The 13,969-nt window shown below is 33.9% G+C and carries 13 protein-coding genes; 4 read left to right on the forward strand and 9 right to left on the reverse strand.

From position 1 onward, the window contains the following. The first annotated feature begins 27 nt into the window (after positions 1–27). Positions 28–2,985: a glycoside hydrolase family 3 N-terminal domain-containing protein gene (locus LBU54_RS13075; protein WP_224530612.1), complete on the forward strand. Its 2,958-nt coding sequence runs from the start codon at positions 28–30 to the stop codon at positions 2,983–2,985. A 91-nt stretch (positions 2,986–3,076) separates the two neighbouring features. Next, entirely contained in the window at positions 3,077–4,228 is a 1,152-nt protein-coding gene (bshA, locus tag LBU54_RS13080) for an N-acetyl-alpha-D-glucosaminyl L-malate synthase BshA (protein WP_224530615.1), read from the forward strand. On the opposite strand, the gene LBU54_RS13085 is transcribed toward bshA, so the two are convergent. The 6 genes from LBU54_RS13085 to LBU54_RS13110 all read right to left on the reverse strand — a co-directional run bounded on the left by LBU54_RS13085 (position 4,225) and on the right by LBU54_RS13110 (position 8,258). Next, positions 4,225–4,956: an SIMPL domain-containing protein gene (locus LBU54_RS13085; protein ID WP_224530616.1), complete on the reverse strand. Its 732-nt coding sequence runs from the start codon at positions 4,954–4,956 to the stop codon at positions 4,225–4,227. The genes bshA and LBU54_RS13085 overlap by 4 nt on opposite strands. A 79-nt stretch (positions 4,957–5,035) precedes the next feature. Continuing rightward, the gene (locus LBU54_RS13090; RefSeq protein WP_224530620.1) at positions 5,036–5,401 is read right to left on the reverse strand and encodes a DUF2200 domain-containing protein; all 366 of its coding nucleotides are present in this window, start codon (positions 5,399–5,401) and stop codon (positions 5,036–5,038) included. A gap of 22 nt (positions 5,402–5,423) precedes the next feature. Further along, positions 5,424–6,074 (reverse strand): hypothetical protein, encoded by a 651-nt coding sequence (locus LBU54_RS13095; protein ID WP_224530622.1) that lies wholly within the window; start codon positions 6,072–6,074, stop codon positions 5,424–5,426. Between the two features lie 385 nt (positions 6,075–6,459). Continuing rightward, the gene (locus tag LBU54_RS13100) at positions 6,460–6,867 is read right to left on the reverse strand and encodes a DUF7670 domain-containing protein (protein ID WP_224530623.1); all 408 of its coding nucleotides are present in this window, start codon (positions 6,865–6,867) and stop codon (positions 6,460–6,462) included. Between the two features lie 312 nt (positions 6,868–7,179). Next, the gene (locus tag LBU54_RS13105; protein WP_224530627.1) at positions 7,180–7,710 is read right to left on the reverse strand and encodes a hypothetical protein; all 531 of its coding nucleotides are present in this window, start codon (positions 7,708–7,710) and stop codon (positions 7,180–7,182) included. A gap of 68 nt (positions 7,711–7,778) precedes the next feature. Continuing rightward, on the reverse strand, positions 7,779–8,258 hold the full coding sequence (locus LBU54_RS13110) for a hypothetical protein (RefSeq protein ID WP_224530630.1): 480 nt from the start codon (positions 8,256–8,258) through the stop codon (positions 7,779–7,781). 305 nt (positions 8,259–8,563) lie between these two features. On the opposite strand from LBU54_RS13110, the gene LBU54_RS13115 reads away from it, so the two are divergent. Then, a complete protein-coding gene (locus LBU54_RS13115; RefSeq protein WP_224530632.1) occupies positions 8,564–9,922 on the forward strand; it encodes a cyclic 2,3-diphosphoglycerate synthase in 1,359 nt (452 codons plus the stop codon). 124 nt (positions 9,923–10,046) lie between these two features. On the opposite strand, the gene LBU54_RS13120 is transcribed toward LBU54_RS13115, so the two are convergent. The 3 genes from LBU54_RS13120 to LBU54_RS13130 all read right to left on the reverse strand — a co-directional run bounded on the left by LBU54_RS13120 (position 10,047) and on the right by LBU54_RS13130 (position 13,178). Continuing rightward, the gene (locus LBU54_RS13120) at positions 10,047–10,853 is read right to left on the reverse strand and encodes a hypothetical protein (protein WP_224530635.1); all 807 of its coding nucleotides are present in this window, start codon (positions 10,851–10,853) and stop codon (positions 10,047–10,049) included. 115 nt (positions 10,854–10,968) lie between these two features. After that, positions 10,969–12,009 (reverse strand): CaiB/BaiF CoA transferase family protein, encoded by a 1,041-nt coding sequence (locus LBU54_RS13125; RefSeq protein WP_224530639.1) that lies wholly within the window; start codon positions 12,007–12,009, stop codon positions 10,969–10,971. Between the two features lie 392 nt (positions 12,010–12,401). Next, on the reverse strand, positions 12,402–13,178 hold the full coding sequence (locus LBU54_RS13130) for a DUF1295 domain-containing protein (protein WP_224530641.1): 777 nt from the start codon (positions 13,176–13,178) through the stop codon (positions 12,402–12,404). Between the two features lie 235 nt (positions 13,179–13,413). On the opposite strand from LBU54_RS13130, the gene LBU54_RS13135 reads away from it, so the two are divergent. After that, positions 13,414–13,968, forward strand: a complete 555-nt coding sequence (locus tag LBU54_RS13135; protein ID WP_224530644.1) for a hypothetical protein — start codon at positions 13,414–13,416, stop codon at positions 13,966–13,968. Position 13,969 lies beyond the last annotated feature (1 nt).

Genomic DNA, 13,969 nt, shown 5'->3' on the forward strand with positions numbered 1-13,969 from the left:
AAATTAATCCGAATAGAATTTTATCACATGCGAAAATTTGCCCTTATATTCTTTTGTTTGTTTTTACAATTTTTAGTTGCTCAAAATAATCCTGTAGACCCCCTTTTAGCCTCTGATATTGTTGAACAAAATAGGTGGGTAGATAGTGTTTATGCTTCGCTTACAACAAAAGAAAAGATAGGTCAATTATTTATGATTCAAGTAATGTCTTCTGCAAATGCATCTGATAATATAAAGAACTTTAGGCTTGTTAACGAATACGGAATAGGTGGCATTATCTATTCTAAAGGCGGTCCAATGCGTCAGGCAAAATTGAATAATAAGCTTCAAGCGGTTTCAAAGATTCCATTACTAATTGGTATGGACGCAGAGTGGGGTCTAAGCATGCGCTTAGATTCTACATATGCTTTTCCTTGGAATATGACCCTAGGAGCGATTTCAGATAATAAACTAATCGAGCAAACTGGTAGACAGGTAGGGGAACATTGTAGGCGTTTAGGAGTTCACTTTAATTTTGCTCCTGTGGTAGATATTAATACAAATCCTAAAAACCCCATTATTGGAAACCGATCGTTTGGAGAAGATCGGGATAATGTTACAAAGAAGGGATTGGCCTTTATGAAAGGTATGCAAAGTGCCGGTGTATTAGCAAATGCAAAGCATTTCCCTGGGCATGGTGACACCGAAGACGATAGCCATAAAACATTACCTACTGTTTCATTTAGTGAACAGCGAATTGATTCTGTTGAGCTTTATCCATATAGGAAACTTATAAATGAAGGTTTGTCTAGTGTTATGGTTGCACATTTAAATGTACCTAGTTTGGAAAAAAGAAAAGGGTTCCCTTCTTCATTATCCAAATACATTGTTACGGATATCCTTAAAGATAAATTAGGTTTTAAAGGGCTAATTTTTACTGATGCGCTAACAATGAAAGGTGCGGCAGACTATATTGCCAAAGACATTGATGGCATTAATATGAGTTCCACAAATACTGGTGGTAAAATAGATTTAATGGCTTTTTTAGCGGGTAATGATGTTATGTTAATGTCTGAAAATCCCGTGTATGGTATTGAAAAATTTCATGACGCTTACGAAGAAGGTATAATTACTGAAGACCGATTAGCACATTCGGTCAAAAAAATATTAATGGCCAAATATAAGGTTGGTCTAAACAACTACAAGCCTGTTGAACTAATCAATTTAAAAAAGGATTTAGTCAGATTAAAAGATGATGTATTGTATGAATCCTTGATGGAAAATGCCTTAACTGTTGTAAAAAGTAATAAATCTATACTACCTCTCCGTGATTTAGAAACACGGAATATAGCATATGTAGCCCTCGGTGATAACGATGGTACGCCGTTTTATAACGAACTAAAAAAATATACAAGAGTCCACAAAATCGAAGATGATAAATTGGATGGCCTTATGGCTAAACTACAAAATTATAATACCGTAATTGTTGGTTTCCATAAGTCTAACGATAATCCATGGAAAGATTTTAGATTTAAACAAAAAGAACTCGCTTGGTTATACGAGATTGCGCGCAACAATACGGTAATCCTTGATATTTTTGCCAGACCCTATGCCTTGAATGATCTTTTATCAATAGATAATATCGAAGGTATAATAATGAGTTATCAAAACAGTGAAATTGCGCAGCAGAAATCGGCCCAACTCATATTTGGTGCAATTGCTGCAAAAGGAAAATTGCCAGTAAGTGCAGGGCAATTTTTCCCGGTTGAAACAGGCATTGGGTTTAACTCAATATCAAATTTAAGCTATGGTTTGCCAGAGCATGTAGGAATGGATTCAGAATTACTTAAGAAATTGGATTCGGTCTCTAATTATGCCATTAATAATAAAATGACACCAGGAATTCAATTATTGGTAGCACGAAGAGGCAAGGTCATTTATAACAAGAATTTTGGTTACCATACTTACGCAAAAAAAAACAAGGTTGATTTTGATGATATCTATGATGTTGCCTCATTAACCAAAATATTGGCAACATTGCCAGTTTTAATGGAAATTGAAGAAAAAGGTGCTGTTTCTTTAGATTCGAAATTAAGTGATTTAATGCTTGAGTACCGTGGTACCAACAAGGAGGATATTACACTGAAGAAAATGCTTTCACATTATGCACAGCTAAAACCTTGGATACCCTTTTACTACGCAACATTAGATTCTGTTACAAATAAACCAGACGCCAAGTATTACAGAAAAAGTAGAAGTAGGGGCTTTGATATTGAAGTTACAAATACACTGTTTTTACGAAATGACTATAAGGATTCTATTCAAGGAATTATACGAGACAGCGATTTGCTATCTAGTTTGCGCTACAGATACAGCGATTTGCCATATTACATTTTGAAGGAATATCTTGAAGGGTTTTATGACAAGCCTATGAACGAAATAACAGAAGATCGTTTCTATAAATCTTTGGGAGCTAATTACACTACATACAATCCAAGAGATAAGTTTAGTTTAAAAGACATTGTGCCTACAGAAGTAGACGATTATTTTAGATATAAAAAAGTTCATGGTTATGTACATGATATGGGCGCAGCCATGCAAGGTGGCATAGGAGGACACGCAGGTGTTTTTAGTAATGCCAATGATGTTGCCAAAATAATGCAAATGTTTTTACAGAAGGGATTTTATGGTGGCAAACGCTATTTAAAACGCGAAACCATAGATAAATTTAATACTTGTTATTTTTGTGAAGCCGATAACAGAAGAGGCGTGGGCTTTGATAAACCACAACTTGGGGAAGAAGGTCCTACTTGCGGATGTATATCTATGACCAGTTTTGGACATTCCGGTTTTACAGGCACCTATGCCTGGGCAGATCCAGAAGAAGAAATTATTTACGTGTTCTTGGCAAACAGAACCTATCCTGAGGCTGGGAAAAATCTTTTACTTAGGGAAAACGTTAGAACAGAAATACAACGTCTTATTTACGAAGCTATTATTGATTGATCCTTTTAATTATTAGTTAAAAATACTACAGATTGTAAGTATTTTAAATAACTTCGACCTTTTAAAGGTCAACCATCGTAATAAAATTTACATGAAAATTGGTATTGTTTGTTATCCTACTTTTGGCGGTAGTGGAGTCGTGGCTACAGAATTAGGACTTGAACTTTCGCGCAGAGGTCATGAGATTCATTTTATAACTTATAGCCAGCCTGTTCGTTTAGAATTATTGAGCAACAATGTGCACTTTCATGAAGTTCATGTACCAGAATACCCCTTGTTTCATTACCAGCCTTATGAATTGGCCCTATCTAGTAAGTTGGTTGATATGGTTAAACTGCATGGTATTCAACTTTTACATGTACATTATGCCATACCTCATGCCTATGCCGCATATATGGCCCAACAAATGCTATTGGATGAAGGTATACTAGTTCCAATTGTAACTACGCTGCACGGAACAGATATTACTTTGGTAGGCAGTCATCCATTCTACAAGCCTGCCGTAGCATTTAGCATTAATAAATCTGACGCTGTGACTTCGGTTTCTGAAAGTTTAAAGGAGGATACCTTGAGATTGTTTAATATTAAGAAAGATATAAACGTTGTTCCTAACTTTATAGATTTAGATCGTCACGTTAACAACTTTACCGATTGCCAACGCGCTATGATGGCAGAAGATCACGAACGGATTATTACACATATCAGTAATTTTCGGGAAGTGAAACAAATTCCTGATGTTATTAAGATTTTCTATAACATTCAAAAGGAAATACCAGCAAAACTTATGATGGTAGGTGAGGGCCCTGAAAAAGAAGGCGCTGAAATTATGGTTGAAGAACTGGGTATTTCAGACAAGGTAATATTCTTCGGAAATAGTAATGAAATAGACCGAATATTATGTTTTAGTGACCTTTTCTTGTTGCCATCGCAAACTGAAAGTTTTGGTTTGGCAGCATTGGAAGCTATGGCAAGTGGTGTACCGGTAATATCAACAAATACAGGTGGTTTGCCAGAAGTAAATGAAGATGGGTTTTCAGGTTATTTAAGTGATGTCAATGCCGTTGAGGATATGACCCGTAATGCGCTACAAATTCTGAGGAATTCAGCCACATTAAGCACGTTTAAAGCCAATGCTAAAGTGCAGTCTAAAAAGTTTGACATACACAAAGTAGTGCCAAAATATGAGGCAATTTATGAGGAAACATTAAACAGATTAATGGTTGCGTTTCCAAATATGATCTAATCGACTTCATACACTAAACGCATTGTAATAGATGCCGTTTTTTCTCTTGAACTTGTATTAAATGTTCCACCCCAAGAATAATCTTCCTTTGAATTTTGACCTGTTATTTGGAATATTCCCATTTTTGCGGAGACAAGCTTACCTAAATCACCACCTGAAAACTGTGAAATTTTTTCTGCTCTAAGCCTAGCATCTTCAGTGGCTTTTGATATCATTTCAATTTTTAGATCTGCCAATTTTGTGTAATAATATCTCGGTGACTCTGAATAAAACTGGACACCTTGGTTAAGCAGTTCAGTTATTTCTCGAGATATCTTTTCGATCTTGTCAACATCTTTAGATTCAATTTGAACGGATTGCCTCAGTTCATATCCAACAAATTCTTCGCCGATGTAATTACCATTTGAAGAATAGAGCTGTTTATTTCGTTGATTTGTTTTTACAGCACTATAGATCAAATCTTCAGCATTAATTCCTTTGTTAACGAGATATTTTGTTATGATGGCCTTGTAATTTTCTAAAAGTTCAAAGGCTTGTTTTAAGTCTTTGTTCTGAGCACCAAAACTTCCTTCCCAAACAATAAGATCTGATGAAAAATCTGCCTTACCCAATCCTGTTACACTGATTTCACCGTCAGTCTTAGCTCTATCTTTATAGGCCTTACCAAGAAATATTGATGATATTACAATAGCAATTGCGAAAATTAAGGCGTTTGTGTAATTTTTCATGAGACAAGATATTTACTATAAGTACGATTCAATTTTGAATTTGGTTGTTCTACTTTATTTATTTATGGTTTAAGGCATATTAGGGTTGCCTCAATATTTTCTCCATTTTTCGTCCTTTAGCAAGTTCATCAACTAACTTGTCTAAATAGCGTACCTGTTTGGTTAATAGTGTCTTAATATTTTCAATGCGATAGCCACATATTACACCTGATATGAGATGCGCATTAGGGTTAATAGTTGCACGCTCAAAAAAGGTCTTAAAAGTTAACTGTTCTTCAATGAGGTCTTGGATTGTTTCCTCGTTAAATCCGGTCAACCATTCTATGACCTGATGCAATTCGGCTTTTGTTCTGCCTTTTTTCTCCACCTTACTGACATAATGCGGATATACGGAAGAAAATTTTATGTTTGCGATTCGGGCATCGTGTTCTGGAGTCGTGGTCATATGCTTTTTTATAATGTAAATTTTATTCGATTTTTTCTACCAGCTCAATCCCAATCTCAAAAAAGTGTTTAATTTTTCCTTGATTTTCAATCAAATTTCTGTTGTTCAGGATATTAGGAATACTGCAAAATGCATTAACCGTTGACTCATCTATATTCTGTTGTAGGGCTGTGGCATAGTATAAGATTGGTATTTTTTTATTCAGTTCAATTTTTGGCCCTATGTTATTCGTAAATTCCGTCAATTTCCAGCTGTAATCAAATGTTTTCCTATTCACACGGAGCTTTCTAAAAAGACCGAGTTCACCTATTCTGAACTGAACTTGTTCAATACTATCATTTTTAGATAAAGTATAAACTTTAAGTGTAAAAAGCTTTGCATTCAGTTTTGTAAATACCAGATTAAAGTAGTCTTTTGGTATACTGTCTTTATTTGCAGCAATATGATCAAAGTGATTAATGAGCTTATCATTTAAATATTCATCTACATAGACATTTATGAAGGCCGGTTGCTTGGATTTCATTTCAAATTTATGATAATCAAAACCCATCATATTCATAAATGCTGCGAGGTCATTGTCATCTTTGTCCGGATTGTATTCAATTCTGTTTTCCTGTGAGTACAAACTGGAACCTACAAAAAATAGTAGAATTATCAAGAAAAGTTGTTTCATGATTAATTACGCATATTAATTGGTTTTTTTAGAAATAGCCATTTCAGTTGTATTTTTTTTCCAGATTGTGCTTGGTAGATATTAATTCTAGGCGCAACAATAGCTGTTATTACGGCACTAATCATTCCTTTGTAAGGGTTTTCTAAATCATTAAATGTAAAATGCAAAATGGACCAAATAATAAGGAAAATTATAAAGAAAGCTAAATAACTTATAATCCTTACTCTTGTTTTTAAATTCATATTTTAAGGTGGAATTGTTTAATTAATTAAATACAGAACCTGCACCTACAGGTTCTTCCCAATGCTAAAAATATTGAATAAAACTAATATTTAAAAACAAAGTCAAGAAAGTGTATTGTCTTAACACTAAATCATTAATAACCTTAGTTTTGTTTATTGTTTTCATTAAATGCTTGTCTCCTTCTCTTTATTCTATTACTTATAATGAAAAGGACTCCAACTATAGCAAACGGAATAGTTATCATAAGAATAATCAATAGACTTAACCAAACCGACTGGTTCATGTTGTAGTTATGAATAAAAACAAAAGGACTGAGGCCAAGCCCAATCAGTATAAAAAGTATACCTCCGATGTATTCTTTTTTCCATGCTATTATTAAGAATAGTATAAGGATAAAAGATGGGATAAGATGCATAAGAAAACCAATAATTTGTTGCCAGACTGTTAATTTTGGATCAAAGGCATCAAGAGCAAATAAGCTAATGAACAAAATTGCTAGAATACAAATTATTCTAGGCAACCAGTGGATTATTTTAATATTTAGTTTCATTTTAATCAATAAAAACCATTATTGCAGGAACGATTATGGGACGTCAAAACTCATGATAGTTAAGGGCGCTTCATCTTTTTTGTCATTTTCAATATATAATGATGGACCTTAGAATTTTATTTAATTCTAAGTTTGTCTCATAACGCTTGTATCAAATTATACGTCAATTACAACAGGTTAAATTATTTTGAATTTTTAAGAATAGAAATGATATCAATCAGTTCTAAAAGCATTCACGACTAACGTTGATTTGTATTTTCAGAACTACAATTAAAATATTGAAGTGTAAAGTTTGGTTAGAATTAACAAATATTATAATCGCATCCCAATTCCCAATCCTATATTCCAAGTGTTATAGCCATCAAATCTCTGGTCTAGAAATAGATTGGGTAATATGTAGAACGATTGACTAATATCTTTTTCATATTCAATACCAACTCTAAATAAATAAAAAGATTCTTTTTTTTCTAGCTCAATGCCCGGACCTAGTGTAATTACAAATCCATTGGCGAATTGATAAAGTGCATCTAGAGTAAGAACAAGAGGATTAACTCGTTCTATCTCTTCATTTTCTGATTTTTTAATCACGAAGGTTTCAATTTCAACATCATTATGTAGCCCAATTCCCCAATTATGATTAAACCAATATTCAAAATCGAGACCCCAAGATGGAACAAAAACGTTATCTAAACCTTCATTGTTTACCAGCGTATGTCCAATGATTCCAACTACTCTAAACCCTTTTCCTAACGGTTCAATTTCTCCATGATTTTTATGATCTTGCGCGTTTATTCTAAATATCGTTAATATTATCAGAATACATACAATTATATTTCTTTTCATATTATAGCTTTTAAAGGCACACTTATTTACGAGACCATCTATGGTTTAAACTTTGGTTTGAAAGCCTGTCATATACGATTAAAAATAAAATGAACCGTACAACTCTCCAAATCTCCATCATTGTCAAAATCATATTCTCCCGTGTCAGGACCACCATTTAGGGTAAAATTAGTACCATCATAAGTATGACCATACGTATCCCAATCATTTGGATAATCATCCCAAATAATTGCAAAGTAAAATGTTTGTTGCCATTCTTCCCAGAACATTTCACCACTCACCGTATAGGAATTGCGGTCTACAGGGTTGAGCGTAATGGTAAAACGGCCATTGGATTGTACGGACATCAGAGTTGTCCCGCCATCCTCAACGATATCAACAGAAGTTGTGCTTACACTGAATTGAGCTTTTGAGGCCTCCCAGTTTCCCGCAAGTTCACTTAAAGGAAATGGTCCATTTTTAGTGAGGTTTTCATCTTCATCATCTGAACTACATGCTATTACAAAGGGGATAAATAACACTAAAAGAAAATAAACATAAGGTTTCATGATTCTATAATTTAGACTGTAGAACTGCAAAGCAGTTCACATTGATTAATACCTTATTAAAGCTATTTAGATTTTTTACCTGTAGCAATGATATGTGTCAGTTTAAAAACGGAAGTATGGTTCTAATTACTATATGCCAAAAAAATATTAGACATGCCCAATAGGAAAAAATATTTAAAGGAATAGAAAGATTTACTTTTTTGACTTTTCAAGGTGACAAAAATCATAGTTTCCCTACCAAGTATGGCGTACCTTTAAATGTTTTAGTTCACTGATTTATATAATAAATTAAATAATTGAATACTATGAAGAAACGAGTTCTAATTATGGGAGCAGCGGGTCGCGATTTTCACAATTTCAATACCTTTTATCGTGATAATGAAGCTTACAAGGTTATGGCTTTTACTGCAGCTCAAATTCCTGATATTTCGGACAGAAAGTATCCTGCTGCATTAGCTGGTAAATTATATCCTGATGGCATTCCGATTTATGATGAAAAAGATCTTGTTGAACTCATAAAGGAATTACAAATTGATGATGTTGCATTTTCTTATTCTGATGTTTCTTATGATTTCATTATGCATAAAAGCGCCATTGTTAATGCAGCTGGTGCCAATTTTGTTCTATTAGGCACAAAGGATACGTCTATAAAAAGTTTCAAACCTCTAATTAGTGTTTGTGCAACACGAACTGGCTGTGGAAAAAGTCAGACAGCCAGAAGGTTAATAGAACTATTGATGGAACATGATCTAAAGGTTGTTGCTATTAGACATCCTATGCCATATGGTGATTTAGAAAAACAAAAAGTACAACGCTTTGCAACATTAGAAGACCTTAAGAAACATGACTGTACAATTGAGGAAATGGAGGAGTATGAGCCTCATGTTGTTAGAGGTAATGTGATTTATGCAGGTGTTGATTACGAAGCTATTTTACGCGCAGCAGAAAATGATCCTGATGGCTGCGATGTTATTGTTTGGGACGGAGGGAATAATGATTTCCCATTTTATGAGTCCGATTTCCATATAACCATAACAGATCCACATCGCCCTGGTCATGGTATGAAGTATTATCCTGGTGAGGTAAATCTTAGAATGTCTGATGCTGTAATTATCAACAAAATAGATACAGCAAGACCTAAGGATGTTACTAAGGTTAGAAATATCTTAGCTGAAGTAATTCCGAATACCACTGTAGTTGATGCGGCTTCACCAGTAAGAGTTGAAGATCCTAAGGTGATTAGAAACAAAAAGGTATTAGTTGTAGAAGATGGGCCAACCTTAACCCATGGTGGTATGAAGATAGGAGCGGGAACCGTTGCTGCTCAAAAATTTGGCGTATCCGAAATTATCGATCCTCGTCCATATCTCGTTGGCAAATTAAAGGAAACCTTTGAAATATATCCAGAAATCGGAACCATTTTACCAGCAATGGGATATGGTGATGAGCAATTGAGAGATCTAGAATTAACTATAAATGCATGTGATTGTGATGCAGTAATTATAGGTACGCCTATAGATCTTAGTCGCGTTATAAATATCAATAAGCCTAGTACAAGAGTTTTTTATGACCTACAATCCATCGGAGAGCCAAGTTTTGAAAGTGTTATAGAGGAATTTTTGATTAAAAAAGGAATGCATAAAGAAATGGGTGAATTGGTATAATAAATTAGTCCAATTAAGATAAAACAGCACCAATTTGGTGCTGTTTTTATTTTTTATAGATATAATGTTTAAAGAGCGGTAATATTATCTTCTTTCTCAGAATCGCACAGTATTATCAATCACTTTAGATATTTCTATACCATATTTTAGGAAGTGAAATGGGTTCATTGTCTGTATTGTCATAATCTAAATGATGAGGGAACCTATTAGCATAAGTTTTAGATGTAACCCGATCTTTTCTTAAAAATGTAAATTCTGCCACTCGCGGAATCTCAATGCCGTATCTTGAGTAAATACCACAGCAGTTATTGGGATGTATATGGACGCAAATGTGCGTTTGCAATATTTTATCAAATACAGTTTGGTTCAAATTAAAGAAATGTGGATTCCAAAGGTCTTGCAATGAATGAAATTCAATAACCATAATTCTAAACCTATTCATTAAGTGATTAGACATATTTATTAGTGAATTGTATTCACTACCTTCTATGTCCATTTGTAATAATAAGTCTGAATTATCCGATTGGCATTTGATGCTTACCCAATCATCCATAGTTATAAAGTCATCATTAGTTGTACATCCAACAAACATCTTTATGAAGTCAAACTTGTCTTCAGGTAAATTGAAATTAGGTTTTTCTACAGATTTATCCGCCAAAAAAATCTTCATGCCTCGTTTTAGACATTCTAACTCAAACTCGCTTATTTTATCAACACCAGGCGAGAAGCATGCTTCAATATTTTCCAGATCGTCTGGTACCAAATAACCACCATCACCCTTTGGTCCAAGCCTAATCAATTCATTTTGAACATTAATAGGGCGAAGACTCTCAATTAATTCAATAATTTTTTTCCTCTCGGTAACCCTGGCCATCAGAAATCCTTTTTTTTCTAGGAATGATACCAGACTTCTTTTAATTATTTTTTTCATTTTATATTTCTTCTTATCCAATGAACACAAAACGGTTCGCACATAATTTATTAATAGCATTTGAAGATATTAGCTTTTAAGTTTTTGCTGGGGTTTTAAAAATATCCATCAATTGCTAAACAAGCGAGGTTTTAACTCTAACCGTTTCAATGCCTTCAATATCTTCATGAAGTAACATTTTCTGTGCTTTGCGATCTTCAAAAACTTCTTGCATATTTTTTACAATGCCATAAGGAATGTTTCTTTTATCAAGATGAGAAACCCAATAATTTGATGTCTTTTGGATCATGTATTCACTTATTTTCCTGTTTAAGGCTTCCCTTTTAGCTACCCTTTGGTCATTCGTTCTAAACTCATCCAATTCTATTTTTAGAAGAATGCACAAATTTTCAAATTGCTTATCTGAACCAATGGCTAAGACAAGCAATTTGCCATCTTTTGTTTTATACATATCTCCATAGGGTGCAATGTTGGGATGCTGTGTGCCCATGGGTTGTGGAATATGATTTTCCATTAACCAGTTGGTAGCTTGATTTGCCAAAGAAGCCAAAGCACTTTGGTAAAGCGAAATTTTAATATGTTTTCCTTTGCCAGTGTTTAACTTGTTAATAATTGCACAGAGAATCGCTTCTTTTAAGTGATGGGCTGCGAGTACATCAATTAAAGCTACTGGCATTTTTACAGGGTTCCTATTGGGTTCACCATTCATAAACATAAACCCAGTTTCAGCCTGTAATACAACGTCAAAAGCAGGCCTTGAATCGCCGTCACCAAATCCAGTAAGTTCCGCAAAAATGAGAGATGGCTTGTGTTGTTTCAAATCATCATAAGTCAATTTAAGTTTTCTAGCAGTACTTGGTTTATAATTGGTTATGACAATGTCGGCATCCTTTATATGACTGATTAAAATCTCATAGTCTGAGCTATCCGTAATATTAAGTAATAGGCTTTCTTTGTTGAAATTTGCAGCACAGTAATAAGCAGAGATAGCTCTTTCTTTGGATTCAGTTGGGAGTTTCCATGTTCTTGTAACATCTCCATTGGTGAGTTTATTTTCTATTTTAATAACTTGAGCACCTAGCTCCGCGAAGAAAGTTCCTGTTAAAGGTCCAGCTAAAACGCTTGCCAGTTCTACTACTTTTAAGTTTTTAAACATAAGATAAATACTAAAAGATAATTCCGTTGAAAATCACTATTAAATGTAAGATTATTTATTCTACTTAAGCAATATCTAAGCACTAATAATATAGTTTGTTAGGCTTATGGTTATTGGTTTTTATCAAAAACTAGATAAGCAATGAATAATAAGAAATAAATAGTGAGATAGAAAAGATAGAAGTTTCTAAACTTAATGTACTTGCGATTTTCAGGATAAATATTACCGAAAAGACCTTTGATTTCTTTTAAAAAAAGAGGTTTTATGTTTATGAGCCAACTATCGGTTTGATATACGATTTTGCGAAATTTACTTCTGTAATACCCCAATGGTAATCCCCAAACCACAAAAAGTATGAACCAAATATTCTTAGTTATAAAATCCATTATCATTTATTTTTTTGGAAACCATGGAAAAAAGGCACTTGTTTTCTGAATGTATTCTCGGTATTGTGGTTTTGTTTCTTTTAGGGTTTTTTCAAGTAAGCTTACACCAGATATTTTTATGATCAAGAAGGTCATTACAATAGAACCTATGATGTGCCAATAACCTCCGGCAGCAATACTAAAAACGGCATAAGCCCACCAAACTGTGGCGTCACCAAAATAGTTCGGATGTCGGGTGTATTTCCAAAATCCTAAATTTAAGACCTTTCCTTTATTGTTGGGGTTACTTTTAAATCGTGCCAACTGATAATCACCACCAACTTCAAAGGCAAATCCAATAGCCCATACTACAATCCCAACATAATCCAATAGATTTAGTGTTCCTGTGCTTGTGCTAAAACTGACGCCCCAAAGGGGTAAAGAAATAATCATTATTAAGGCACCCTGTAATAAGAAAGTTTGGAAATAACTAATCCACCAATACCGTTTTGAGCCAAAATTCTTTCGGAATTCCTGATACCTGAAATCTTCACCTTTACCAATATTTCTATGGGCTAGATAAATGGCAAGCCTAAGTCCCCAAATACTAACTAATGTTAGAATTACTATTTTCCTAGGATTTAGTTCTCCCGACATAAACACATAAAACGCATTAACAATTACAAACCCCAAACCCCAAAAAATATCGACGATACTTACATTTTTTATAAGCACACTCCAGACCCATAACAAGGTTACGAGGATAAATATGACTAATGATACTTGAAAAAAAAGGGATACCATTTGTTAAAATTAGATACAGTTACAGGCAAAATCTTAACTACTAATCTACAAAGTTGAACATTTGCGAGTTAAGGCCACTAAAAAATTCAGCAGTTTAAAGTTACATAATTTTCAGAATAGATGAACAATTGTAAAATCTAATGGTGAACTTTTGTTTTAGTATTTCTATACCTAGACTTTTGTCTAGTTTATAAAAAAAGAATCGTAATTTGTAGTTCAAATAAATATTAGTGATATGGAAAAAAAAGCAGGTCAAACAGCTTCATTTATGATTCGATTTAATCAAATTTTCTACGAGGAAAAAGGTGAATCTAAAGTGCAGTGGAGAGGAAGGGTGTCTCATGTGCAAGGAGGCAAAGATCAAAGCTTTTCAGACTTTAGTGATGCTGTAAAGTTTATACAAGAACAGTTGGCAGAGTTAACCCTAGAAGCGACTAAACATAAATCACAAGAGCAACAAGAATCGTTATTCACTAAGAGTTTATCACTATGGAAAACGGTAACAACAGAAGGGCCTAAAGTAATCATGGAAACGATAAAAGACCCGAGAAAACAAGTTGCTCATTTACAAGATCAAATAAGTGAATTTGGTGAAGATCTCTTGGAGAAAGTTCCGATTGACGATTGGAGAAATGTCTCAAGAACTGATTTTAAAACAATTAAAGACTCAATCGCCGAATTACTAACGGAAGTAAAAAAACTAAACACAAAGGTAGATGCGATTAATAAAACTACTAAAACAAGTCGCACTTCAAAACCAAAAACAACCACTGCAACCAAAAAGAAATAAT

Origin of the sequence: Winogradskyella alexanderae, from assembly GCF_020166335.1 — a bacterium.
GTDB classification, from domain to species: domain Bacteria; phylum Bacteroidota; class Bacteroidia; order Flavobacteriales; family Flavobacteriaceae; genus Winogradskyella; species Winogradskyella alexanderae.